This is a genomic window from Kitasatospora sp. NPDC002227 (assembly GCF_040296285.1).
Taxonomy (GTDB): domain Bacteria; phylum Actinomycetota; class Actinomycetes; order Streptomycetales; family Streptomycetaceae; genus Kitasatospora.
On record NZ_JBEOWY010000002.1, the window covers coordinates 232,798 to 255,743 of the forward strand.

Here is a 22,946-nt window from a genome sequence, read left to right on the forward strand (position 1 = left end):
CCATGGCCTATCGCTACTGGTGCGGAGAGTGCGGGTTCAAGACCGGTTGGGGCACCGCGGCCCAGGGCGAGCAGCAGCAGATCGAGCACTACCGCAAGCAGCATCCGGGCCTCGTGCCGGGCGGCCAGGTCGAGGTGAACCGTCTCAGACCCGGCGGCAGCCGCTGCTGCCTCCCGCTCCTGGCCGCGCTCGTCCTGCTGCTGGCGCTCGCCGCCGCCTGCCGCCACTGACCGACCGCCGCCGAGGAGGCCGACCGTGAACCACCCGTCCGCACCACCACCGCTGCCCCTCTGGCGCGGGACCCCGCGCGCCGTGGCCCCGCCACTGGGTGAGCCCGCCCCGCTCCCGGCCACCCGGCCCGCACCGGGGATCCGGCCTGCCACCGCCTCGCCTACCACCGCCTCGCCCGCCACCGCCTCGCCCGCCGCTGGGGCCCGGCCGGCGGTGCCCCCGCCCGGTGCCGCTCCGGCACGGCCGCCCGCCTGGGCGCAGGCGCCCGCGCCGCTCGCGCCGCCACCGCAGCCGCCGCGGTGGAACCCGCCGCAGCTCGGGCCCCGGCGGCGCCGGCCGCTCCCCGTGGTCGGTGTGCTGGCCTGCGCCTTGCTGGCCGGCCTGGCCTGGTACCTCTACCCGAGCGGCGCCGCCCCGGCGGCCGGCCCGCCGGTCACCCCGGCGGTCACCCCGGTGGCCGCTCCGCCGCCCGCTCCCACCACGCCGCCGCCCTCGAGCCCGTCCCCGGACCAGGCGGCGCCCGCCCTCCTCGGCCTGACCGAGCTGCGCCACCTGCTCGACCGCACGCTCACCCTGGGCTTCGTCTCGGCCGTCCCCCTGCCGGCCACCGGCTCGGACCCCTGTGACCTCGTCCGGCAGCCGGCCACCCAGACCCTCTTCCCCGACGGCTGGACGGTCTTCCGCAGCAGCGAGTACCGCAGCCCGCAGGCCCTGACGGTGGACCAGTCCGTCGCCGTCTACCCGGACGCCCCCGCCGCCGAGGCCGTCCTGCAGCACCTCACCGACACCGTCCGCACCTGCCTGGCCGCCCCGCCCGCCCGGACCCTCGCCCCCGGCCTCCTCACCTGGCCCAGCGAATCCCCCGAGGACCCCCGCCTCCCCTGCCACCACCAAGCCCGCCGCACCGGCCCCGCCCTCCTCCTCGTCACCCTCTGCGGCCCCACCGCCGAACCGGCCGCCGCCACCGCCCTCCTCGACCGCCTGACCACGGGGCTCAACGGCTGAGCAGCAGTGCGAGCAGTGCGCCGGCCGCCAGGAAGGGGCCGAGGGCGAAGGAGGTGGTGCGGGTGGCGCGGCCCAGGAGGAGGAGGGCCAGGCAGTAGAGGCCGGCGAGGAGGACGGTGAAGGTGGTGCCCTGGAGGAGGGTGGGCCAGCCGTACCAGGCCAGGGCGGTGCCGAGGGGCAGGGCGAGCTTGACGTCGCCGAAGCCGAGGCCGCTGGGGGCGAGGAGGTGCAGGAGCAGGTAGCAGCCGGCCAGGGCGAGGCCGCCGAGCAGGGCGCGCCGCCAGCTCGGCCAGTCGCCGTCGGCGGCGAGCAGGGTGAGGGTGAGTCCGTAGGCGGGCAGGGTGAGCAGGTCGGGCAGCCGGTGCACGGCGAGGTCCACCAGGGTGAGTGCCACGCAGAGGGTGAACAGTGCGGCGGCGGCCAGGAGTTCCCACCCCGAGAGCCGGGCGGCCAGCGCGCCGAGCACGGCCGCGGTGAGCAGCTCCGGCACCAGCGGCACCGGCCCGAGCCACGCCCGGCACCCGCGGCACCGGTACGGCAGCGCCAACCACCGCCACCGGGCGAAGCCCGGTTCGCAGCACCTGGTCCGCACCGGCTCCCCCGCGGGCACGGCCAGCCGGAAGACCGGGCCGCGCAGCATGATCCCGAGCACCAGCCCCACCAGCGCGGCCGTCATCGCGCACCGGCTACGGTGTCGGGGTGGCCAACTCCCTGATCAGCACCTCCGGTTACGGCGAGAGCGCCGCTGCGCTCGTCGAGCAGTACGAGAGCGTCACCTTCGCCGAGGTCCACCGGGAGATGCTGGGCCTGCTGCCCGCCGCACCCGCCCGGGTGCTCGACATCGGTGCCGGCAGCGGCCGGGACGCCGCCGAACTGGCCCGGCGCGGGCACCGCGTGGTCGCGGCCGAGCCCACCCCCGAACTGCTCGCCCTCGGGCGGGAGATCCACGCGGACCAGCCGGTCGAGTGGGTGGCCGACGCCCTGCCGGAGCTGGCGGAGCTGCGGGGGGCCGGGCGGCGTTTCGACCTGGTGCTGCTGACGGCGGTCTGGATGCACCTGGACGCCGGGGAGCGCGCGGAGTCGATGGCGAGCCTGGCCGAGCTCCTGGCTCCGGAGGGCCGGGTGCTGCTCACCCTGCGGCACGGCCCCGTGCCGCCCGGCCGCCGGATGTTCGACGTGTCGGCCGCCGAGACGGCCGCGCTCGCCGGGCGGCACGGTCTGCGCCTGATCCACCACGGCGAACGCCCCGACCCGCACGACCGCCCGGGCGTGCACTGGAGCCACCTGGCCCTGCAGCGCTGAACCGACCATCCCCGTCCCCTCCCCGTGCCAGGGCCGAGCGTACGCCGCGGCGCCTGTCCGAAGCACCGAATGGGGTACGGACGCGCGACTTCCGAATGTGTGCAAGAGCATGCGGCCATCGGCCCGGCGCGGCCGTATCGTGCTGGCATGCAGCCGGTAATTCAGTCCAGCAAGCTCGCCAATGTCTGTTACGACATCCGCGGTCCGGTGCTCGACGAGGCGATGCGCCTGGAGGACCAGGGGCACCGCATCCTCAAGCTGAACACCGGCAACCCCGCCGCCTTCGGCTTCGAGGCGCCCCCGGAGATCCTCCAGGACATCCTGCGCAACCTCTCCGGCGCGCACGGGTACGGGGACTCCAAGGGGCTGCTCTCGGCCCGCCGGGCCATCGTGATGCAGTACGAGGACCGGGGGCTGCACGGCCTCACCGTCGAGGACGTCTTCCTCGGCAACGGTGTCTCGGAGCTGATCCAGCTCGCGATGACGGCGCTGCTCGAGGACGGTGACGAGGTGCTCGTCCCCGCTCCGGACTACCCGCTGTGGACGGCCTCGGTCACGCTCTCCGGTGGCAACGCCGTGCACTACCGCTGCGACGAGCAGGCCGAGTGGTACCCGGACCTCGCCGACATCGAGGCCAAGGTCACCGACCGCACCAAGGCGATCGTGGTGATCAACCCGAACAACCCGACCGGGGCGGTCTACCCGCGCGAGATCCTGGAGGGCATCGTCGAGATCGCCCGCCGCCACGAGCTGGTGCTCTACGCGGACGAGATCTACGACAAGATCCTCTACGACGACGCCGAGCACATCCCGCTGGCCACCCTCGCGCCGGACCTGTTCTGCGTGACCTTCAACGGGATGTCCAAGTCCTACCGGGTCGCGGGCTTCCGCTCCGGCTGGATGGTGCTCTCCGGGGACCGGCACCGGGCCCGCTGCTACATCGAGGGCCTGACCGTGCTGGCCAGCATGCGCCTGTGCGCCAACATGCCGGCCCAGCACGCGGTGGCGGCGGCGCTCGGCGGCCGCCAGTCGATCAACGACCTGATCCTGCCCGGCGGCCGGCTGCTCGAGTCCCGGGACATGGCGTACAAGCTGCTGAACGACATCCCCGGGGTCAGCTGCGTCAAGCCCAAGGGCGCGCTGTACGCGTTCCCGAGGCTGGACCCGCAGGTGTACAAGATCAAGGACGACGCCCAGATGGTGCTCGACCTGCTGCGCGCGCAGCGGATCCTGATCGTCCAGGGCACCGGCTTCAACTGGCCCGAGCCGGACCACTTCCGTCTGGTCACGCTGCCCCGGCCGGAGGACATCGAGGACGCCGTGACCCGGATCGGCGACTTCCTCTGCGGCTACACCCAGCCGTGACGCCGGCGCACTGAGCATGCACCGAGGGGCGCACCGGCTCGGCCGGTGCGCCCCTCAAACGTTTCTGCAGGCAGCGCCTAGCCCAGGCGCTTCACCAGGGCGCGGTACTCGTCCCACAGCTCGGTGGGGGTGTGCTCGCCGAACAGCTCCAGGTGGGCCGGGACGAGCGCGGCCTCCTGGCGCCAGATGTCGGCGTCCACGGTGAGCAGCAGGTCGAGGTCCTCCTGCGCGAGGTCGAGGCCGTCCAGGTCCAGCTCGGACTGCTGGGGCAGCACGCCGATCGGGGTCTCGACGCCCTCGGCGGTGCCCTCGAGGCGGTCGACGATCCACTTGAGCACGCGGCTGTTCTCGCCGTAGCCCGGCCAGACGAACTTGCCGCCGGCGTTCTTGCGGAACCAGTTGACGTAGTAGATCTTCGGCAGCTTCTCGGCGTCGGCCTGGGCGCCGAGCTTCAGCCAGTGGCCGAAGTAGTCACCCATGTTGTAGCCGCAGAAGGGCAGCATCGCGAACGGGTCGCGGCGCAGCTCGCCGACGGTGCCCTCGGCGGCGGCGGTCTTCTCCGAGGCGATGTTCGAGCCCAGGAAGACGCCGTGCTGCCAGTCGAAGGACTCGGTCACCAGCGGGACGGCGGTGGCGCGGCGGCCGCCGAACAGGATGGCCGAGATCGGCACACCCGCCGGGTCCTCCCACTCGGGGGCGATGGTCGGGCACTGCGAGGCCGGGACGGCGAAGCGGGCGTTCGGGTGGGCGGCCGGCGTCTCGCTCTCCGGCGTCCAGTCGTTGCCGCGCCAGTCGGTCAGGTGGGCCGGCGGGTTCTCGGTGAGGCCCTCCCACCAGACGTCACCGTCGTCGGTCAGCGCGACGTTGGTGAAGACGGTGTTGCTGTGCAGGGTGGCGATCGCGTTGGCGTTGGTGTCCGCGCCGGTGCCGGGGGCGACACCGAAGAAACCGGCCTCGGGGTTGATCGCGTAGAGGCGGCCGTCGGCGCCGAAGCGCATCCAGGCGATGTCGTCGCCGATCGTCTCGACCTTCCAGCCCGGGATGGTGGGCTGGAGCATGGCCAGGTTGGTCTTGCCGCAGGCGGACGGGAAGGCGGCGGTGACGTACTTGACCTCGCCGGACGGCGGGGTGAGCTTGAGGACGAGCATGTGCTCGGCCAGCCAGCCCTCGTCGCGGGCCATGGTGGAGGCGATGCGCAGCGCGTAGCACTTCTTGCCGAGCAGGGCGTTGCCGCCGTAGCCGGAGCCGAAGGACCAGATCTCGCGGGTCTCGGGGAAGTGCGAGATGTACTTGGTGGAGTTGCACGGCCAGGCGACGTCCGCCTCGCCCTCGGCCAGCGGGGCACCCACGGTGTGCACGGCCTTGACGAACTCGCCGTCCTCGCCGAGCTGGTCGATCACGGCCTGGCCCATCCGGGTCATGACGCGCATCGAGACGGCGACGTAGGCGGAGTCGGTGATCTCGACGCCGTACGCGGCCAGCGGGGAGCCGACCGGGCCCATCGAGAACGGCACGACGTACATCGTGCGGCCCTTCATGGCGCCCTTGAACAGGCCGCTCTCGCCCGCGAAGACCTCCCGCATCTCGGCGGGGGCCTTCCAGTTGTTGGTCGGGCCGGCGTCCTTCTCCAGCTCGGAGCAGATGTAGGTGCGGTCCTCGACCCGGGCGACGTCCGTCGGGTCCGAGGCGGCGTAGTAGGAGTTGGGCCGCTTCTGCTCGTCGAGCTTCTTGAAGGTGCCCTGGGCGACCAGCAGCTCGGCGAGGCGGTGGTACTCCTCCTCCGAGCCGTCGCACCACTCGACGCGGTCCGGCTGGGTCAGCTCCGCGATCTCGCTCACCCAGGCCAGCAGTCGCTTGTGACGGGTGGGCGCGGACTCGCTGAGAGCAGAGATCTCGAACGACACGATCGCTCCTTCACGCCATCTCGGTGAAGAGAAGGCGTCGCGGGGGTTGAGGGTCATTGCAGCGTAGCTCCGGGGAGTACCCCGGAACACGGCGCCTTGGCGACTTTGGCGGAGATTTTACGCCTTTCTGTCGCATTACTCGCGAGTAACCAGGCTCCGGAGTCCGAGCCGAGACCCTCGAACGCGCCTCCCGAACACTCCAGAACGTCCAAAAGTGATGAGCCCCACTTCCTACTTTGCGGTAACCTACGGTGCCGTAGGTAGCATGTGGCCCATGACTGCGGACGTGAGCCTGGCTTCGGATGAGACGGTGGTGGCCCCCAAGCCGAAGTGGCGGGGGTGGCTGCACGCGGGGATGTTCCCGGCGTCGGTGGCGGCGGGGATCGTGCTGATCTGCCTGGCCGACTCGACCCCGGCCCGGATCGCCTGTGCGATCTACTCGGTGTCGGCCTGGCTGCTGTTCGGGGTCAGCGCGGTCTACCACCGCTTCAACTGGGGCCCGCGCGGCGACGCGATACTCCGCCGGCTCGACCACGCGAACATCTTCCTGATCATCGCGGGCTCGTACACGCCGTTCACCATCCTGCTGCTCAAGGGCAGCAGCCAGAACGTCCTGCTCTGGCTGGTCTGGGGCGGCGCGCTGGCCGGGATCGCCTTCCGGGTCTTCTGGGTCGGCGCGCCGCGCTGGCTCTACACCCCGTGCTACCTGGCGCTCGGCTGGGCGGCCGTCTTCTTCCTGCCCGACTTCCTGCGCACCGGCGGCGCCGCCGTGCTCACCCTGATGATCGTGGGCGGTCTGCTCTACAGCGCGGGGGGCGTGGTCTACGGCCTGAAGCGGCCCAACCCCTCACCGCGCTGGTTCGGCTTCCACGAGGTGTTCCACGCCTTCACCCTCGGCGCGTTCATCTGCCAGTACGTCGGCGTCTCGCTGGTGGCCTACAACGGCTGAGGCCGCCCGAGCCGGCTCAGTGCGCGGCCGGGCCGCCGTCCAGCCGCTCCTTGGTCCGCAGGCAGCGCTCGCAGTGCGCCGCCTCCCGGGTGTGCGGCACCGCGCCGAGCTGGGCGCGGCCCCGGAAGCGGTGGGCGACGTGCGCCATCACCAGCACCACCTCCACCGCGGCCACCGCCCACACCAGCCGCGGCCCACCGGCCAGGTACGCCGCGACCACCGCGAGCGCGGCCGTCAATCCAGCCACGGATGCCCAGAACTGGGCGTCGTGCGCCGCCTTCCCCGCCATCGCTACCCCCTCCCGGCCGTGCGCCGAGTGCCGAGTGCCGAGTGCCGACAATCATCGCACCGAGCGTGGCACGGCGGGCCATTGCGGTAAGCGAACGTCGGATCAACGCTCCGGCAACTCTGGGCAGCCTGCCGGGTCGTACGCCAACCGCCCTTGCCCGGCGCCGGATCCGGCCGGGCCGGTGGTCGCGCCGACGACGGAGGGCGCCGCACGATCCGCGGACACTCTGTCGAGTGTGCGCGGGCCGTACGACGCCCTGGTCCGCGGTCGCTCCTACTTCGCGCGGCGCCGGGCCAGCAGGCCGGCCCCGGCCAGCGCGGTGACGCCGAGGGCCGCCGCACCGGTCAGCAGCGGCAGCCGGCTGGTGCCCCCGGACGCCTCGGCGGAGTCGAGCTCGAAGCCACCGCCCTTGCCCGCCTTGTCGTACGCGGAGCCCGGCAGCTTGTCGCCGTACCGCTGGTGCACCAGCTTCTGGTACGCGGCCAGCGGGACGCCGCCCGCGCCCACCGAGCGGCGGGCCTCCTCGTCCAGCGGGAGCACCCGGCCGCCGCGCAGCACGTACCAGGCGTTCAGCTGCGGCTCCCGGAAGGCGGTGCCGCCACCGCCCTTCGCGGCCTTGGCGGCGTAGTCGGTCTCGTCGGCGCCGGAGGCGATGTTCACCACGCGCCAGCCGGTGCCGTCCTGAACGGTCCAGACCGAGGCCTGCTGACCGTCGGCCGCGACGGCCTCGGTGGCGGTGAAGTCGGCCCGGGCCACCGCGGCCCCCGGCTGCCCCGACACGAAGGCGGCGTCCAGCGTGTAGACCGGCACGGTCGCGCCGGTCAGGCGCGGAGCGGCCTGGCTCGCCGCGAGCGCCTCGGCTGCCGGGCTGACCGCCAGCGGCTGGGTGGGCGGCACGCCCTTGCGGGCGAAGAAGTGGCCCAGCCGGTCCAGAGTGGCCGGGGCTCCGGCGGCGGCGTGCGCCGCCGCGAGGTCGGCGGTGGTGGGGCCGGCCGCGATCGCGGACTCGGCCTGGGCGAGCGGTGCGGCGGCCAGCGCGAGCCCGGCGGCGAGCACGGTGGCGGTGGCGGCGCGGCGGGCGAGGTTACGGATGTCGGTCATGGTCGTCTCCTCACGCGCCGATCCGGTAGAGGGAGTGGGTCCAGGAGAACGAGTTGTTGCTGACGTAGTACCAGTAGTCCGCCCAGTTGTAGCGGTTGTCCGAGGGCCACGGGTCGCCCCAGTACACCCAGTTGTTGCTGACGTCGTAGCCGTAGATCACCTCCATGTGCCCGCCGCCGGAGCTCCACTGGATCCGCGTCTCGACCGGCCGGTTGGCGTCGATCTCGCTCTGCACCGTGCTGTACCGCAGGTACCCGTTCACGTAGCTGCCCGGGTTGATGCCGATCCAGCTGAGCGCGTTCTGCACGTCGTCCAGCGCGGCCTGGCTGTTGGGGCAGGTCGAGTTGGTCGAGCGCCCGAAGGCGGCGTTGCAGAACTGGTTCTGGCTGTAGTTGTAGCCGTAGTAGGTGGCGATGGTGTTGCCGCTCGCCGCCCAGCACCAGTTGGAGTTCACCTGCTGCTGCATGGTGAGGTTGAGCTTGCGCCAGGTGTACGAGGCGGTCGCGGTGCGCGGCTGCTGGGTGCCGACGCTCAGCGTGGGGGCTGAGGTCTGCGCCTGGGCGGGCGTGGTGGTGACCACGGCGAGGGCGGGGGCGAGGACGCCGAGCGCGAGAGCCGCGACGGCTCTGCGCACGGGTGTCCGGTACTTGGACATGACTGCTCCTCCTTGCGAATCCGCAGGAGAGGGGGTGTGGGGGCGCGCGTCCGGACGCGTTGCGACAGAGCATCGACCCATGGCCGGACGCGGTCAACGGATCTCGTACCGGCCCCGCGGCCGGGTGTGAACGGCGCCCCCGAGGTGTGAACGCCCTTGCTGTCAACGGGCCGTCCGCAGGCGCTTTACCTCCGGCCCCGGTGACAATCCACTTTTCCTGTGTGAATATTCACGGTCAAACGGCTGACGCACCGACAACCGGGGGAAGGGGGCGCGCCTTGCCACCCGCCGACCTGCCCGAGCTGGCGGCCGCCCTGCGCACCGGCCCGTTCCATCTCGCCCTTCGGACGGCCATCGCCGCCCGGGGCCTCGCCCTGCAGCGGGTGCAGCAGCGCCTGGCCCAGCGCGGGGTGCACGTCGGGGTGACCAGCCTCAGCTACTGGCAGCAGGGGCGGCGGCGCCCCGAGCGGCCCGAGTCCCTGCGCGCGGTACGGGTGCTGGAGGAGCTGCTCGAGCTGCCCGAGCACTCCCTGACCAGACTGCTCGGCCCCCGGCAGCCGGCCGTCGAGGCGGGCTCCCCCGCCGTCCGCCCCTACCGGGACCTGATCGCCCCGGCCACCGCCGTCGACGGCCTGCTCGCCGACCTCGCCGGCCCCCGCGACACCGGCCTGCACACCATCACCCACATCGAGCGGATCCGGGTCGGCGCCGACCGCCAGCTGCTGCGCCGCGACTCCCAGCACGCCCTGCGCGCCCACCGGGACGGCACCGACCGCTACCTCGCCCTCTACCAGGGCGATCCCGGCTGCGACATCGGCCTGGTCCGGGTCCGCGCCGAGGAGAACTGCCGCCCCGGCCGGGTCCGCCGCGACCCGGCGGCCAACCTGCTGATCGCCGAGCTGCTGCTCGACCGCCGCCTGCGCACCGGCGAGACCCACCTGCTCGGCTACGGCTTCGACGACGCCCCGGCACCCCTGCCGAGCACCGAGTACGTCCGCGGCTTCAACTCCGGAGCCGGGCAGTACGTCCTCCAGGTGACCTTCCACCCGGACGCCCTGCCCGTCCGCTGCCACCGCTTCGCCACCCGATCCCCCGGCCACCCCCCGTACGAGACAGAGGAGTTGACCCTGGACGGCCACCACTGCGTCCACCTGGTCGCCAGCGCCCTGAGCCCCTGCCTGATCGGCGTGCGATGGGACTGGGAGTGACCTGCTAGCCGCCGAACTCGTACACCAGACTGTCCTCCACCGGGCGGTAGCCGATCTTCTGGTAGATCGAGTTGCTGGTCGGATTCGCCAAGTCGGTGTAGAGCAGCACCTGTTCGGCCCCGGCCCGCTGCGCGGCCTCGGTCGCCGCCGCCGTCACCGCGCTCGCGTAACCCCGCCCGCGCAGCTGCTTCGGCGTGTACACCGGCGCGACCCGGGACATGCCGCCGAGCACCGGGCTGAAGCCCGCGAAGGAGACCGGCTCGCCGCCGTCCTCCCAGATCAGCAGCCCGCCGTGGGCCAGGCCCCGGTCCACCCGGGGGCCGTGGTCCGCCGGGGCACTCACCGGGATCTCCTCGGTGAACGCGCCGAACCACTCGACCAGCAGCTCCCGGTCGGCCGCCCCGGCCACCCGCGCCCGACCGGCCGGCGGCCGCTCCGGCGGTGTCAACGCCCCCAGGGCGTAGAGCCGTTCCTCCGCCCGCACGGTGGCGGTGCCGCCGCTCGCCTCCGTCCAGGCCTGCGCGAAGGCCCGAGCCTGGGACGCGCCGCCGCCGACCCCGGGCAGCTCCACCCCCTCGGCGTGCAGCCGACGGGCCAGGGCGGCCGCGTTCTCGGGCGCCATCGTCCCGAGCCGGACGGGGAACGGCGGCGTCTGCACGAACGCACCGGCGACCGGCGCCCCGGGCTTGCGCCGCCACCACCCGAACCGGGCGGGCGCGTCACCGTAGACGTTCGCCCCCTCCCGCCGCAGGTTGTGGGTGAGCGTGAGCAGCACGGTGTTCTCGGCCGGGTACGCCCGCAGGAAGGCGCCGGCCTCGGCCTCGAACTCGTCGGGCGAGGAGGAGAGTTTCCACGTCATGCCGCACATCCTGGCCAGCGGGCGAGCTGCTGTGCACGCGAATTACCCCTGCCAGTCGAGCGCCCCCAGCTTCCGGGCCAGCACCGAAGCGTCGGTGGTCGGCGCATCGCAGGTGAAGTGCCGGCAGACGTACGCCGCCGCCCGCCCGCCCTGCAGCGGCCGGTCGGCCAGCAGCGGCACGTCCTCGGCGCCCGGCTCGCCCACCGCGACCACCGCGCCCGGCGCGGTGCCGAGCAGCGCGATCCGGTGCAGCTCGGCGGTGTCCGCCGCCCCTGCCGGGCCGACCACGGCGACCTCGCGGGGGCCGTCCAGCAGCGCCTCGGCGGCGGCCAGCCCCCAGCCGATGAACCGCGGCGCCTGCGCCGCCAGCGCACCGACGATGCCCAGCGCCTTCTCGGCGGCGGTGCGGTGCAGCGCGGAGCCGGTGTACGCGGCGTACGTGAGCAGCGCGTTGGCGGCGGCCGTCCAGCCGGAGGGGGTGGCGTTGTCGGTCGGGTCCTGCGGGCGGCGGAGCAGCTGCTCGGCGTCGTCGGCCGTGTCGTACAGCGCGCCGGAATCCGGGTCGGTGAACCGCAGCAGCACGGTGTCCAGCAGCCCGCCGGCCAGACCGAGCCACTCGGCGTCACCGGTGACGGCGTACAGCGCGAGGAAGCCCTCGGCGGTGTCGGCGTAGTCCTCCAGGACACCCGCGTTGGCGCCGGCCTTGCCGTCCCGCGAGGTGCGCAGCAGCCGGCCGTCCTCGGTCAGGTGCACCGAGAGCAGCAGGTCGGCGGCCTCCACCGCCGCCTGCACCAGCTCCGGCCGCTCGAACAGCGCCCCGGCCTCGGCAAGCGCGGCGATCGCCAGCCCGTTCCAGGCGGCCACCACCTTGTCGTCCCGCGCGGGCGCCGGGCGCTTCGCCCGGGCGGCCCGGAGCGCTCCCCGGATCCGCTCGTACGCCTCCGCGTCCTCCGGCTCCGTGAGCCGCTGCAGCACCGAACTGCCGTGCTCGAAGGTGCCGGTGACTTCGAACCAGCCGGTGGCGCGGGCCGCGTCGGCCTCGCCGAGCACCTCGCGCAGCTGCTCGGGCGTCCACGCGTAGTACGCGCCCTCGGCGCTCCTGCCGGTCGCCTGGTCGAGGCTGTCGGCGTCCAGGGCGGAGGCGAACCCGCCCTCCTCGGTGCGGAGTTCGCGCAGCAGGAAGTCGGCGGTCTCGTTGGCGGTGCGCTTGGCCGGCTCGTCGCCGGTGGCCCGCCACAGGTGCAGGTACACCCGCAGCAGCAGGGCATTGTCGTACAGCATCTTCTCGAAGTGCGGCACGACCCAGCCGGCGTCCACCGAGTACCGTGCGAACCCGCCGCCGAGCTGGTCGTACAGCCCGCCCCTGGCCATCGCCTCACAGGTGCGCCGGGCCATCTCCAGCGCCGTGCCCTCGCCCGTCCGGGCGTGGTGGCGCAGGAGGAACTCCAGCACCATGGACGGCGGGAACTTCGGCGCCCCGCCGAACCCGCCCCGCTCCTGGTCGAAGCTGCGCGACAGCCCGGTGAGGGCCTGCCGCAGATCCGCCTCCCCCGGCGCGTGGTAGCTCCCCGCCCCGTACACCGCCGCCCGCTCCGCCAGCTCCGCCCGCAGCCGCCCGGCGACCTCGGTCACCTCGTCCCGCCGCTCCCGCCAGGCCTTGTCCACCCCCGCGAGCACCTGCCCGAAGCTCGCCATCCCGTGCCGCGGCTCGGGCGGGAAGTACGTCCCGAAGTAGAACGGCTCCTTCTCCGGCGTCAGGAACACCGTCATCGGCCACCCACCCTGCCCGGTGGCCGCCTGCACCGCCTCCATGTACACCGCGTCCACGTCCGGCCGCTCCTCGCGGTCCACCTTCACCGCGACGAACCGCTCGTTCAGGTACCCGGCGACGTCCGCGTCCTCGAAGCTCTCGTGCGCCATCACATGACACCAGTGACAGGCGGCATACCCGACACTCAGCAGCACCGGCACCCCGCGCCGCGCCGCCTCCGCGAACGCCTCGGGCGACCACTCCCACCAGTCCACGGGGTTGTCGGCATGCTGCTGCAGGTAGGGGGAGGTCGCGTCCGCGAGACGGTTCGGCATGCGGCCATCCTCGCGTACGGAGGCCAGGAAAGCTGCCTGCGGCACAGCGGGACCGTCTCCCGTAGCGGCGGATGCCGGACCGCTCCCTGCCATCGGGCGTCACGGTAGGCTCGCGGGCGGCTGTCGTGGGGGTCATGACAGGAGGGGAGGCATGCCGGTGCCCGATCAGTTCGGCACCCTGTTGCGCGAGTTCCGCGTCCGGGCAGGGCTCACTCAGGCGGAGCTGGCCAGGCGCTCCACGATCGGGATACGCACCATCCGGCGGTTGGAGAACGGCGAGCTGCTCAACCCCCAGCGGACAACGGTGAAGCTGCTGGCCGACGAGCTCATGCCGGAGCAACGCCGAGCGCTGTACGTCGCCCTCGACGGTTCGGACCAGGCAGCGGCCGAGCCGTCGGCTGCCGGACCCGGCCCGTCCCCCGTTCCCGAGCCGCTCAGGGAGGCTGCCGAGGAGCTGGCCCGGGAGATCGCGCAGCGCTGGCGGAGCACGGAGGAGCTGGGACGGCTTCACGACCCCTGCCCGCTGCCGGTCCGCTGGCGGACCGCACCCGCCGGCCTGACGGACCGTCCGGAGAACGTCCAGCAGCTGGCTCCCGGCGCCCAGCCGCAGGCAGTGGAGCTGAGCGGGAAGCTGTCGGAGGTGGCCGAGGTCTACGGGCGGATCCCGTCGGGACGATTGCTGGTACTCGGCCGGGCCGGCGCCGGGAAGTCGGTCCTCGCCATCAGGTTCGCCCGTGAGCACCTCAAGGCCGCGCCCGTCCCCGGACGGGTGCCGGTCGTCTTCAGCATCGGGTCCTGGGACCCGACGGCCGCCACGCTGCGCGACTGGCTGGTGCGGCGGCTGCTCCGCGACCACCCGTACCTGGGCCGCCGGACGGTCGGCGGGGCGACGCTGGCCGCGGCGCTGGTCGACGCCGACCTGGTCCTTCCGGTGCTCGACGGGTTCGACGAGATCGCCGAAGGCCTACGGCACCGGGCGTTGGAGCAGCTGAACGAGACCTCGACGCCGCTGGTGCTGACCAGTCGGTGCGAGGAGTTCGAGGCGGCGGTGCAGGCTGCGTGCTCACCGCTCGTGCTGGCGGCGGGAATCGAGCTCGCCGACCTGACGGTGCCGGACCTGGCCGCGTACCTGCCCCGCACCGTCCGAACCGCAGGAAGCCAGGTGGGCCCGAGGTGGGCGCCCGTGCTCGACGCGCTGAGCCCCGGTCGGATCGCCGAGCACGCGAACCTGGCCGAGGTGCTGACCACCCCGCTGATGGTCGGCCTGGCGCGCACCATGTACAGCGACGACCCCGGCCAGGACCCGGCCGAGTTGCTGGATGCCGAACGGTTCGCGACGGTGCGCTCCCTCGAGGAGCACCTGCTCGCGGGCTTCCTGCCGGCCGTCTACCGGCCTCGCCCGCCGCAGCCCGGGCGGCGGACCTGGGAGGCCGCGCGGGCCCGGCACTGGCTCGGACACCTCGCCCATCACCTGGCCGACCAGCAGGACCTGGCCTGGTGGCGGTTGGGCGCGTCGCTGCGCTACCCCAGCCGGCTGCTCGCCGTCGTTCTGGCCACCACGGTGTGCGTCTCGGTGGCCCAATGGCTGCTCAGCCCGCTGATCGCGGGCGTCGGTCTCGGCCAGATCCTCCTGATGGGGGCGCTCCTGGGGCCGGTCGCCGGCCTGGCCTTCGGCTCCCTCTACGCGGTGACGGCCGCCTACCGGAGAACGGCGGTCTTCGAGCCGAGCCGGATGCAGCTCCGGTGGGGACTGCCCGGGGCTCGTGGCGCCGGCGTCCACCGCCCTGCCCGCGCGGTGGCCCGCCGCTTCGGGCACGGGCTGATCGGCGGTTCCGTCCAGGGCCTCGGCTACTCCTGCGTCCTCACCGTCGAAAGCCTGCTCCGGTACGGGCCGCCGCACAGCATCGCCGCCGTGCTGGCGGCCACCCTGGTCAACACGCTGGTGTTCGGACTGATCTTCGGGCTGGCCGCCGGTCTGGCCCTGGCACTGATGGCCGCGCTGGAAGTCCCGGTGGACGTCACGTCCGTGGCCACCCCGATGAGCCTGCTGACCGCGAACCGCGCGACGGTGTGCCGGCAGGTGCTCGTGCTGGTGCCGGTGTTCACCCTGGCGATCGCTTTCGGCGGGCGCCTGGTCGTCCTGCTGCTGAACGGCTGGCTCGGACCGCTGAGCTGGGGGCTGTGGGACGGCCTGTTCATCGGGGCGGTCGGCGGCCTCGGTGGTGCCGTCTCCTACGCCCTCGCCTTCACCGCCTGGGGCCAGTGGGTGCTGCTCACGCGCCTCCTGCTGCCGCTGACCGGCCGACTGCCCTGGGACACCGCCGCGTTCCTGGACGACGCCTACCACCGCGGTGTGCTGCGCCGGTCCGGCGCGGTGTACCAGTTCCGGCACCTGTGGTTGCAGCACCACCTCGCGGACCGGTTCGCCGGGCAGCCCGCCACCGACCGCACCGCTCCGGGGGCCTGACCGCTGCTCGAATGCCCAGGTGGGGGTGGCGGCCACAGATGGCCGCAACCCCCACCTGGGCATCGGCCTGCCCCGAACCCCACACTCGGGTTGCCCGGCAGGCGCCGTCTCCTGAGCCTGCCCACCGGCCAGTGCCGTCACTCACACAGGTGGAGCAGATGTCCTCGCGCTTACGGGCGTTCGCCCGGCTGATCACCGTGCTCGCGGTCATCGCGGTCTACGTCGCGGCGCAACTGACGGTCACCGCGGGCACGGACCTGCGGGCCGCCCTCCGCTTCCACGGCGCCGGCTCGCGGGCTGATGCGTTCACAGCTGCTCTCGACCGCCATGCCGACGGACAGACGTCCGCGCGCACCGGGATCGCCGAGGGCAACGCCTGGTTCGCGGGCCATGCCCCGTCGGGCAGCAGATCCATGGTCTCCGCCGCCGCCGCTGAGGCCGAGCAGGGCCGTACCGCGTCGGCCCGCCGGCAGGTCGCCGGGCTGAGCGGGCAGATCGCACGGGACCGGGCCAGGCTCGACCAGCGGCTCGGCTCGTCGAGCGCGACCGCGCTGTACGCGGCCGTGCCCGCCGTGGTGCTGCTCGGGCCGGCCCTGTGGCTGCGGCGCCGTCGCCGCTCGGCAGCGGCGGATGTCGCCGCGCTGGTCAGCCGGTTCGTCCCGGACCGGCGGCCGTGGTGGTGGCGGCCGCTGTTCCTGACGGCCGACGGCGCCGGATGCATGCTGTTCACCGCCGGATGCTTCGCCGCGAGCGCGGCGCAGCGCCGGGGCGACCGAATGCCACCGGAGGCTCTGGTGGGGTCGCTGGTCGGCGGTCTGCTGGCGATCGGGGCCGCAGTCGTGGTCCTGCGCGCCACGCGCCCGCGCGCGGCGCGTGGTGCGGCACAGGAGCTGCTGGCCGACGGCCGACGGCCGGTCCTGTTCCTGCGCAGTTTCGACGACGACCAGGCCGCGGCCCAGGTCGAGGACGCGGCGGACCTCCACATCCACTCCCGGGAGGAACAGCTCGTCGCGGCACTGCGGGCTGTCGGCCCGGTGATCGCCGTGAGCCCACCGGTGCGGGACGGTGAGCCGCTGCCCCTGCCGCAGCTGGGGGCGGCGCGGTTCTACCTGCCGCGTGAACCGCGGGACGGCTGGCAGCAGCCGGTGCTCGACCTGATGGAGCTGTCCCAACTGATCGTGCTGCGCCTGGGCCTGGGCGAGGGGCTGTGGTGGGAGTACGGCCAGGCCCGCGCCGGCCACCCCACGCAGAAGCTGGTGGTGCTGGTGCCCGGCGGACTGCCGGGCCTCGATGAGCAGATGGCGGAGCATCAGCTGCCGCTGGTCCGCCCCGTCGAGGCGGGAGACGGTGATGCGTGGATCTCCGCGGTCATCACCTTCGACCCCGACCGGACACCCCGCGTCCACCCCGTCGGGCAGAGCCCCGACGGCAAGTCCTGGCTCGTCCGCGCCTGGGCCGTCCTCAGCCTTCGCGCTGGGGCGCTGGACCGTTCCTCGTCCACTGCGCACATCGCCGTGACCCTGCAGCGCGCACTGAGATCCGTGGGGATCCGCAGACGCTGGCTGGCCGTGCGGGCCGGCGCAGCCCAGCAGAAAGCCATGGGGGACGGCGTCCGGCTGGTCACGGTCCTGCTCCTGCTGCTGTGGCTGGGAGTCCGGACCCTGCAGCTGCTCGGTCTCCGAATCGTCCTATGAATCAAGGGGGAACCATGAACGACCAACAGCAGGAAACCCGAGTGGGCGCCAGCCCGGCGGGCCCACCGCAGTACCGGCGCGTGACCGGCGCGGCCACCGCCGCCAAGACGCTGATCCTCCTGACAACGGTGGGTGCCGTGCTGGACGCGGTGTCCGACTGGCGCACCTACTTCGCCGTGCACGACTACCTGGCCGGTGCGGCGACCGACGGGGACCTGGACGCGGCCGACTCCTTCTCCAGAGCCGTGGCGCTACCGGCGCTCGTGGCGTACCTGGCGGCCACCGTGGTGTTCCTGGTCTGGCTGTGGCGGGCACGGATCAATTCCGAATCGTCGGGTGGTCCCGGCAGCCACCGCCACAAGCGGGGCATGGTGGTCTACGGCTGGATGACCCCGGTGGCCAACCTGTGGATCCCGTACCGGGTGGTGTCGGACATCTGGCGGGCCAGCGCTCCCCGGCGGAACACCCCACGCGGCCTGGTCACCACCTGGTGGGTGCTCTTCACCGCCGACACCGCGCTCAGCCCGGCTCTCGTCCGGTTGTACGAAAGCAAGCCCACCGAGCCGACGCTTCGCACCACCGCCGACCTGTCGACCGTGAGCGCAGTCCTCGAAGTGATCGCCGGCCTCCTGATCATCGTCATCATCGCCCGGGTCACCCGCTGGCAGACCGCGACGCCGCCGGCGGCCGAGTGACGACGACAGGCGGCCGCCCCGACCGCGAGCCGGGCCGGCCGCAGGACCTCGAGCTGTACACGCTCGCCGTGGAGATGGCCGACCGCGTCTCGGCCCGCCGGGGGACGGCCAACGCCTTCTTCCTGTCGGTGCAGACGGCACTGGTCACCGTCCTCAGCTTCGGCCTCCCCGAGCTGAAGGACTCCCCCTGGTGGGCAGCGGCCGCCGTGGCCGCCGCCGGCCTGGCCCTGTCCGGCGCCTGGTGGCTGCAGCTGCGCAGCTACCGCGACCTCAACACCGCCAAGTTCAAGGTCATCACCGACCTGGAGAAGAACCTTCCGGTCGGGATCTTCACCGAGGAATGGACCGCTCTGAAACCGGACCCGGCCCAGCTGCGGCACCGGCGCTACGCAGAGCTCGGACTGTCCGAGCGCACCGTGCCCCTGGTGTTCGCCGCGGTCCACCTGGCCGTCCTCGTCGGCGCCCTGCTCGGGTGACCTGCTGGCCGGCCTGTGCGACGCGCAGAGCGGCGGCCCGGAGCCGCAGAACAGTACGCTGGGCCCAGCAGCACAGAGCCCGTCGAGCCCCCGAGGAGGTACGCCGATGACCGCCGAGATGGTCGCTCCCGAGTGGATGCACCACCAGATCACCGCTGGCGAGTACGACTCCTGGTCCGAGGAGCAGTGCGCGGGTATCGAGATCGTGGACGGGATGGTCGTTGTGAGCCCGAGTGCCTCCAAGCGGCACAACCGCCTGGCCCGGATCCTGGCCAACGCCCTGGACACGGCCGCCGGCCCGGACTGGAACGCCGACACGGACTTCGATGTCCGGTTGCAGGACGTACCACTCACCAACCGGCGGCCCGACGTGGTGGTCTACCGGGCCGAGACCATCGACATCACTCCCACCCGCCCGGAGCACGTCCTCCTGGTCGTCGAGGTCGTGTCACCGGGCTCGGAGACCACCGACCGCATCGTGAAGGTCGATCAGTACGCCCAGGCCGGGATCGCCTTCTACTGGCGGATCGAACAGGCCGCCAACGGCATTCCCCTCGTCCACACCTACGTCCTCGACCCCGCGAGCCGCACCTACCGCAACGCGGACGTGTTCACAGGCACGATCAGGACGAGCGCCCCGTTCTCCGTCGAGATCGACCTCAGCACGATCTGACTCGTCCCGCCGCGGCCGTCGGGGGCGATTTGGGGGATCAGTGGTCCGTTCGCTAGTGTCCACATCGCAGCGCGGGGCTATAGCTCAGACGGTTAGAGCGCTTCCCTGATAAGGAAGAGGCCACAGGTTCAAGTCCTGTTAGCCCCACCGCACGCCGAAGGGTCCACTCGACCGAGTGGGCCCTTCGGCGTTGGGGCGGCGGAGCCGGGGGTCAGTCGGTCGGGAAGTTCTCGGGGAGGCCCATGGCCTTTTCGAAGGCGCGGCGGACGGCTTCGGGCTGGCCGGCCTGGGGGATGTAGGAGGGGTCGTCGCTGAGGCGCCAGTTGAAGACGCGCCTGAGGCGTTCTTCGAAGAAGGCGCGGTCGGAGCCTTCGCTGTTGTAGACCTGGTGGACGTCCAGCGGGAGGCCGATGCACCGGTTGGCCTCGGGGTCGCGGACGATGCCCTGGGGGTCCTCGCCGCGGGCGACCCGCTCCATGTCGGTGAAGAGCCGCTTGCGCAGCAGGATGATCCCTTCGTCGCTGCGGCCCAGGTGCTCGGCGGTGCGGTCGGCGATCTCGCCCTGGCCGAGCCAGGCCGCGAAGTCCTGGTTCTGGATGTGGCTGGTCAGGACTTCGCCGTCGGCGTCGAAGACCGGGCCGTACCAGTAGGGGATCTCGCTCTGCCCGGTCTCGGGCATGTCCGTCGGTATCGCCGAGTAGTGCCAGACCAGGTTGAGGGTGTGGGTGTCGTCGACCGGGACGCGCCATTCGATGCTGCTGCCGACGTAGAGGGCGTTGGGCCACAGGCAGGCGACCCCGCTCTCCTCCAGCCGGCTGGTCGGCGCGACCGGGGCGGACGGGATCCTGGCCATCTCGGCCTGCCGCGCCACGGCGATCCCGAACTCGAACTCCCGGAACTCGATGCCGCTGTGCCGCGGCCCGCGCTCCGGGTCGTCCGGATTGGCCTCGCGGGCGACGTAGTTGGTGTGGCGCCATTCGAAGTGCACCGGGTCCACGGCGTTCTCGTGGCACTGCAGCCAGTTGCAGGGCAGCTCCGCCAGGATGATCTGGACGAACCCGCGGTTCCAGGTGAACGGCTCGAACATCGGGATCAGCGGTGCCGGGGCCGGCCCGAGGTAGGCCCAGACCAGGCCGGCGAATCCGACCGCCTGGTAGGCGTCGACCTTGACCTTGTCGCGGAAGGGCGAGGCCGCGCCGGCCAGGTCCTCGTAGGGCTGCTCGACGCAGGCCCCGGCCTGGTCGAACAGCCAGCCGTGGTACGAGCAGCGCAGGCTCGCGCCCTCCACCCAGCCCTGGCCCAGGTCCGCGCCACGGTGGGGGCAGCGGCGCCGGACCAGGCCGTAGCCGTCGTCCTCGGTCCGGTAGAGGACCAAGTCCTCCCCCAGCAGCCGGAGCGGCTTCACCCGCTTGTGCGCGAGCTCCGAGACGGCGGCGACCGGATGCCAGTACCGCCGCAGGAGCTCGCCCATGGGAGTCCCGGGGCCGACCCGGGTCAACATCTGGTTCTTCGCTTCGGAGAGCAACTGCGACTTCCCTTCAGTCCTGAGGCATGGGCGGCGGCCGGCAGCGGCCTACCGCTCCCCGTGGGCCGCCACGAGCGTGCGCATGAGCGGGGATCCGGCGACCAGGTCCTGGTACGCCCCCTTCGCGACCACCCGGCCGGCCTCCACGACGACCACCTGGTCGGCGGATTCGAGCACCGAGAGGCGGTGCGCGATGACGATGAGCGTCCGGTCGAAGGCGGCGAGGCCGTCGAAGATCGCCTTCTCGGTGGCGCTGTCCAGCGCGCTCGTCGCCTCGTCCAGCACCAGCAGCTGCGGCTTGCGGACCAGCCCGCGGGCGAGCGCGATGCGCTGGCGCTGGCCGCCCGACAGGCCGAGCCCGCCCGGGCCGAGCTGGGTGTTGTACCGAGCCGGGAGCGCCATGATGTCGTCGTGGATGCGGGCCAGTTTCGCGGCCTCGATCACGTCGTCCAGCGGTGCTCCGGGCAGCGCGAAGGTGATGTTCTCCCGGATGGTGCCGGCGAAGAGCCGGGCGTCCTGGGAGATGTAGGAGATCGAGCGCCGCAGTGACACCCGGTCGATCTCGGCCAGCGGCACGCCGCTCAGCAGGACGGATCCGGTGGCCGGGTCCTGGAGCCCCGCGATGACCGAGGCCAGCGTCGACTTGCCGGACCCGGACCGGCCGAGCACGGCCGTGAACGTACCGCCCTCGAAGCGGACGTCGACCTCGCTGAGGACCGGGGCGTTGGCGCCGGGGTAGCTGAAGGAGACGTCACGTACCTCGACGGGCCCGCTGACGTCCTCCAACGGCCTGGCGTCCGCCGGGCGTTCCTCCGGCTCGGTGCCCAGGATGTCGGTCAGCCGGGAGAGGGCCGCACCGAGGCCGGCGACCTGCAGCGCGCTCTGCACCAGGCTGGCCAGCGGCACGAACATGCCGACGGCCAGCGAGGTGAAGCCGACCACCGAGCTCAGCGAGTCCGAACCGGTCGAGATCCGGTAGCACCCCAGGGCGAGCACCGCGAGCGGGGCGAAGAACTGGACCGTCGCGCTCATCGCCGAGCCGATGACCTGGTTCCGCCGGCTCCGCCCCTGGTAGTTGATCTCGTCCACCACCGCGTGGCTCCACCGGTCGTGCGCGGTGTCCTCCAGGCCGCACGCCTTGATGGTCTGCAGCCCGTCCAGCAGCTCCAGCAGGGCGCCCTCCGCGATCGACTGGTGCTCCAGCTCCTCGGCCGACAGGTACCGCTGCCGCTTCCAGAAGACCACCAGGACGGCCACCGTCACGGCGGCCAGAGCGATGCTCAGCAGGGCGAACGGCAGGTCCACCACCAGGAGCAGGACCAGGTAGAACAGCACCAGGGCGCCGTCGAAGATGCCGGACAGCGCCGCGTTCGTCAGCACCTGCCGGACGGAGGTGCTGGTGCGGACCCGCATCCCCAGATCCCCGGGGTTGCGCCTGGTGAAGTAGTCGTAGGGCAGCGAGAGCAGATGGCCGAACACGCCGAGCGTGACCCGGCGGTCCGCCAGCGCCTGGAGGGCGACCAGCGCCAGGCCGCGCAGGATCTGGAGCAGCGCGAAGGTCGCGCACCCCACGATCGCGCTGCACAGGATGACCAGCGCCTGGCCCGGTCCGCCGCCGCCCACATGGGCGACCACGTACGAGGAGGCGAAGGGGGTGGCGAAGTTGAAGACGATCAGCAGGAAGGAGGCGAGCACCAGGGTGGCCCAGCGCCTGTCCCTGGCGACGAACAGCTTGAGGTAGCGCCAGGAGCTCTGCGCGACACCGGGGTTGCGGCCACCGGTGCCGCGGCGCCGCACCGGTTCGCCGTCCAGGAGCGGCGCCTCGAACTCGAGCGCCACCCCGGTGAAGGCGTCCGCGACTTCCTCCAGCGTGAGCCGGCGCCGCCCCACGGCGGGGTCGACCAGATGGACGTGGGTGGCGGTCACCCGTTCCAGCACCACGAAGTGGTTGAAGTTCCAGAACAGGATGCTGCCGGGGCGCAGCCGGCCGAGCCCGCCGACCCCGACCCGCACCCCGCGCCCGAGCGCCCCGAAGTGCCTGGCCGTCTGGAGCAACGCCCGGGCCGAGACGCCCCCTTGGCCGCCGACCAGCCGCCGCCGGACGGCCGCGACATCAGCCTCGACCCCGAGGAAGGCCAGCACCATGGCCAGGCAGGTGGGGCCGCAGTCGGCCCGCTCGGTCTGGTAGAGGACCGGCACCTTCTCGCCGCGCCGGGACGGCACCAGGCCGGCGGCCGCCGGGACGAGCCCGCGCAGGCCGGTGCCGCGCCGCTGCTCCCGCAGTCCGGGCAGGGTGAGGGTGTCTCCCCAGCGCCGGACGTTGGCGCGCTTCTCGGCGGCCTGGCGGCTGAACCTGGCCCGGCCGAGGGGGGCCGGGGCCGAGGGTTCGGACCGCTCCGGCGGGGCCGAGGGTCCGGACCGCTCCGGTCCGGTCACGTCAACGGGCTCACTCATGGGCGGCGG

The 22,946-nt window shown here is 72.9% G+C and carries 20 protein-coding genes and 1 tRNA gene; 12 read left to right on the forward strand and 9 right to left on the reverse strand.

Annotation, left to right across the window (positions count from 1 at the left end; genetic code table 11):
- Positions 1–2 precede the first annotated feature (2 nt).
- Both ABT095_RS02910 and ABT095_RS02915 read left to right on the forward strand, forming a co-directional pair.
- Positions 3–230 carry a hypothetical protein gene (locus ABT095_RS02910; protein WP_350527459.1) on the forward strand — a complete coding sequence of 76 codons (228 nt, stop codon included), beginning with the start codon at positions 3–5 and terminating at the stop codon, positions 228–230.
- A 25-nt stretch (positions 231–255) separates the two neighbouring features.
- Positions 256–1,236, forward strand: coding sequence for a sensor domain-containing protein (locus ABT095_RS02915; protein ID WP_350527460.1), 981 nt, complete (start codon positions 256–258; stop codon positions 1,234–1,236).
- Here ABT095_RS02915 and ABT095_RS02920 read toward each other — a convergent pair.
- The gene (locus ABT095_RS02920; RefSeq protein ID WP_350527461.1) at positions 1,226–1,912 is read right to left on the reverse strand and encodes a prepilin peptidase; all 687 of its coding nucleotides are present in this window, start codon (positions 1,910–1,912) and stop codon (positions 1,226–1,228) included. The two genes, ABT095_RS02915 and ABT095_RS02920, sit on opposite strands and share 11 nt — an antisense overlap.
- A 23-nt stretch (positions 1,913–1,935) precedes the next feature.
- On the opposite strand from ABT095_RS02920, the gene ABT095_RS02925 reads away from it, so the two are divergent.
- Both ABT095_RS02925 and ABT095_RS02930 read left to right on the forward strand, forming a co-directional pair.
- Positions 1,936–2,538: a class I SAM-dependent methyltransferase gene (locus ABT095_RS02925; protein ID WP_350527462.1), complete on the forward strand. Its 603-nt coding sequence runs from the start codon at positions 1,936–1,938 to the stop codon at positions 2,536–2,538.
- 147 nt (positions 2,539–2,685) lie between these two features.
- Positions 2,686–3,903 carry a pyridoxal phosphate-dependent aminotransferase gene (locus ABT095_RS02930; RefSeq protein ID WP_350527463.1) on the forward strand — a complete coding sequence of 406 codons (1,218 nt, stop codon included), beginning with the start codon at positions 2,686–2,688 and terminating at the stop codon, positions 3,901–3,903.
- Between the two features lie 77 nt (positions 3,904–3,980).
- On the opposite strand, the gene ABT095_RS02935 is transcribed toward ABT095_RS02930, so the two are convergent.
- Positions 3,981–5,807, reverse strand: a complete 1,827-nt coding sequence (locus ABT095_RS02935) for a phosphoenolpyruvate carboxykinase (GTP) (RefSeq protein ID WP_350527464.1) — start codon at positions 5,805–5,807, stop codon at positions 3,981–3,983.
- Positions 5,808–6,072: 265 nt separating this feature from the next.
- On the opposite strand from ABT095_RS02935, the gene trhA reads away from it, so the two are divergent.
- On the forward strand, positions 6,073–6,756 hold the full coding sequence (gene trhA, locus ABT095_RS02940; protein ID WP_502884804.1) for a PAQR family membrane homeostasis protein TrhA: 684 nt from the start codon (positions 6,073–6,075) through the stop codon (positions 6,754–6,756).
- Positions 6,757–6,772: 16 nt separating this feature from the next.
- On the opposite strand, the gene ABT095_RS02945 is transcribed toward trhA, so the two are convergent.
- The 3 genes from ABT095_RS02945 to ABT095_RS02955 form a co-directional block, all read right to left on the reverse strand.
- Positions 6,773–7,045, reverse strand: coding sequence for a hypothetical protein (locus ABT095_RS02945; protein ID WP_350527466.1), 273 nt, complete (start codon positions 7,043–7,045; stop codon positions 6,773–6,775).
- Between the two features lie 273 nt (positions 7,046–7,318).
- Positions 7,319–8,146, reverse strand: a complete 828-nt coding sequence (locus ABT095_RS02950; RefSeq protein WP_350527467.1) for a hypothetical protein — start codon at positions 8,144–8,146, stop codon at positions 7,319–7,321.
- Between the two features lie 10 nt (positions 8,147–8,156).
- The gene (locus ABT095_RS02955; protein WP_350527468.1) at positions 8,157–8,801 is read right to left on the reverse strand and encodes a papain-like cysteine protease family protein; all 645 of its coding nucleotides are present in this window, start codon (positions 8,799–8,801) and stop codon (positions 8,157–8,159) included.
- Positions 8,802–9,079: 278 nt separating this feature from the next.
- On the opposite strand from ABT095_RS02955, the gene ABT095_RS02960 reads away from it, so the two are divergent.
- Positions 9,080–10,009 (forward strand): hypothetical protein, encoded by a 930-nt coding sequence (locus ABT095_RS02960; RefSeq protein WP_350527469.1) that lies wholly within the window; start codon positions 9,080–9,082, stop codon positions 10,007–10,009.
- A 4-nt stretch (positions 10,010–10,013) separates the two neighbouring features.
- Here ABT095_RS02960 and ABT095_RS02965 read toward each other — a convergent pair whose 3' ends face one another.
- Entirely contained in the window at positions 10,014–10,868 is an 855-nt protein-coding gene (locus tag ABT095_RS02965; protein WP_350527470.1) for a GNAT family N-acetyltransferase, read from the reverse strand.
- 42 nt (positions 10,869–10,910) lie between these two features.
- Entirely contained in the window at positions 10,911–12,953 is a 2,043-nt protein-coding gene (locus ABT095_RS02970; RefSeq protein ID WP_350527471.1) for a thioredoxin domain-containing protein, read from the reverse strand.
- 151 nt (positions 12,954–13,104) lie between these two features.
- Between ABT095_RS02970 and ABT095_RS02975 the strand changes: the two genes are divergently transcribed.
- The 6 genes from ABT095_RS02975 (at position 13,105) to ABT095_RS03000 (ending at position 19,105) form a co-directional block, all read left to right on the forward strand.
- Positions 13,105–15,420: a helix-turn-helix domain-containing protein gene (locus ABT095_RS02975; protein ID WP_350527472.1), complete on the forward strand. Its 2,316-nt coding sequence runs from the start codon at positions 13,105–13,107 to the stop codon at positions 15,418–15,420.
- Between the two features lie 158 nt (positions 15,421–15,578).
- Positions 15,579–17,114 carry a transferase gene (locus ABT095_RS02980; protein WP_350527473.1) on the forward strand — a complete coding sequence of 512 codons (1,536 nt, stop codon included), beginning with the start codon at positions 15,579–15,581 and terminating at the stop codon, positions 17,112–17,114.
- Between the two features lie 14 nt (positions 17,115–17,128).
- A complete protein-coding gene (locus ABT095_RS02985; RefSeq protein WP_350527474.1) occupies positions 17,129–17,809 on the forward strand; it encodes a DUF4328 domain-containing protein in 681 nt (226 codons plus the stop codon).
- Entirely contained in the window at positions 17,806–18,285 is a 480-nt protein-coding gene (locus ABT095_RS02990) for a RipA family octameric membrane protein (protein WP_350527475.1), read from the forward strand. Before ABT095_RS02985 ends, ABT095_RS02990 begins: the two co-directional genes overlap by 4 nt.
- Positions 18,286–18,391: 106 nt before the next feature.
- Positions 18,392–18,958: a Uma2 family endonuclease gene (locus tag ABT095_RS02995; protein WP_350527476.1), complete on the forward strand. Its 567-nt coding sequence runs from the start codon at positions 18,392–18,394 to the stop codon at positions 18,956–18,958.
- 73 nt (positions 18,959–19,031) lie between these two features.
- A tRNA-Ile gene (locus tag ABT095_RS03000) sits at positions 19,032–19,105 on the forward strand.
- Positions 19,106–19,169: 64 nt separating this feature from the next.
- Here ABT095_RS03000 and ABT095_RS03005 read toward each other — a convergent pair.
- Positions 19,170–20,483, reverse strand: coding sequence for a Rieske 2Fe-2S domain-containing protein (locus tag ABT095_RS03005; RefSeq protein WP_350527477.1), 1,314 nt, complete (start codon positions 20,481–20,483; stop codon positions 19,170–19,172).
- 48 nt (positions 20,484–20,531) lie between these two features.
- Positions 20,532–22,937 (reverse strand): peptidase domain-containing ABC transporter, encoded by a 2,406-nt coding sequence (locus ABT095_RS03010; RefSeq protein WP_350527478.1) that lies wholly within the window; start codon positions 22,935–22,937, stop codon positions 20,532–20,534.
- Between the last annotated feature and the right edge of the window lie 9 nt (positions 22,938–22,946).

What these genes read in the sequence shown, in the direction of transcription:
- ABT095_RS02910 (WP_350527459.1), top strand. Translation starts at nt 3, where the DNA reads ATGGCCTATCGCTACTGGTGCGGAGAGTGCGGGTTCAAGACCGGTTGG.
- ABT095_RS03010 (WP_350527478.1), bottom strand. Translation starts at nt 22,937, where the DNA reads ATGAGTGAGCCCGTTGACGTGACCGGACCGGAGCGGTCCGGACCCTCG.
- ABT095_RS02970 (WP_350527471.1), bottom strand. Translation starts at nt 12,953, where the DNA reads ATGCCGAACCGTCTCGCGGACGCGACCTCCCCCTACCTGCAGCAGCAT.
- ABT095_RS02975 (WP_350527472.1), top strand. Translation starts at nt 13,105, where the DNA reads ATGCCGGTGCCCGATCAGTTCGGCACCCTGTTGCGCGAGTTCCGCGTC.
- trhA (WP_502884804.1), top strand. Translation starts at nt 6,073, where the DNA reads ATGTGGCCCATGACTGCGGACGTGAGCCTGGCTTCGGATGAGACGGTG.
- ABT095_RS02955 (WP_350527468.1), bottom strand. Translation starts at nt 8,801, where the DNA reads ATGTCCAAGTACCGGACACCCGTGCGCAGAGCCGTCGCGGCTCTCGCG.
- ABT095_RS02930 (WP_350527463.1), top strand. Translation starts at nt 2,686, where the DNA reads ATGCAGCCGGTAATTCAGTCCAGCAAGCTCGCCAATGTCTGTTACGAC.
- ABT095_RS02920 (WP_350527461.1), bottom strand. Translation starts at nt 1,912, where the DNA reads ATGACGGCCGCGCTGGTGGGGCTGGTGCTCGGGATCATGCTGCGCGGC.
- ABT095_RS02965 (WP_350527470.1), bottom strand. Translation starts at nt 10,868, where the DNA reads ATGACGTGGAAACTCTCCTCCTCGCCCGACGAGTTCGAGGCCGAGGCC.
- ABT095_RS02950 (WP_350527467.1), bottom strand. Translation starts at nt 8,146, where the DNA reads ATGACCGACATCCGTAACCTCGCCCGCCGCGCCGCCACCGCCACCGTG.
- ABT095_RS02985 (WP_350527474.1), top strand. Translation starts at nt 17,129, where the DNA reads ATGAACGACCAACAGCAGGAAACCCGAGTGGGCGCCAGCCCGGCGGGC.
- ABT095_RS02980 (WP_350527473.1), top strand. Translation starts at nt 15,579, where the DNA reads ATGTCCTCGCGCTTACGGGCGTTCGCCCGGCTGATCACCGTGCTCGCG.
- ABT095_RS02995 (WP_350527476.1), top strand. Translation starts at nt 18,392, where the DNA reads ATGACCGCCGAGATGGTCGCTCCCGAGTGGATGCACCACCAGATCACC.
- ABT095_RS02945 (WP_350527466.1), bottom strand. Translation starts at nt 7,045, where the DNA reads ATGGCGGGGAAGGCGGCGCACGACGCCCAGTTCTGGGCATCCGTGGCT.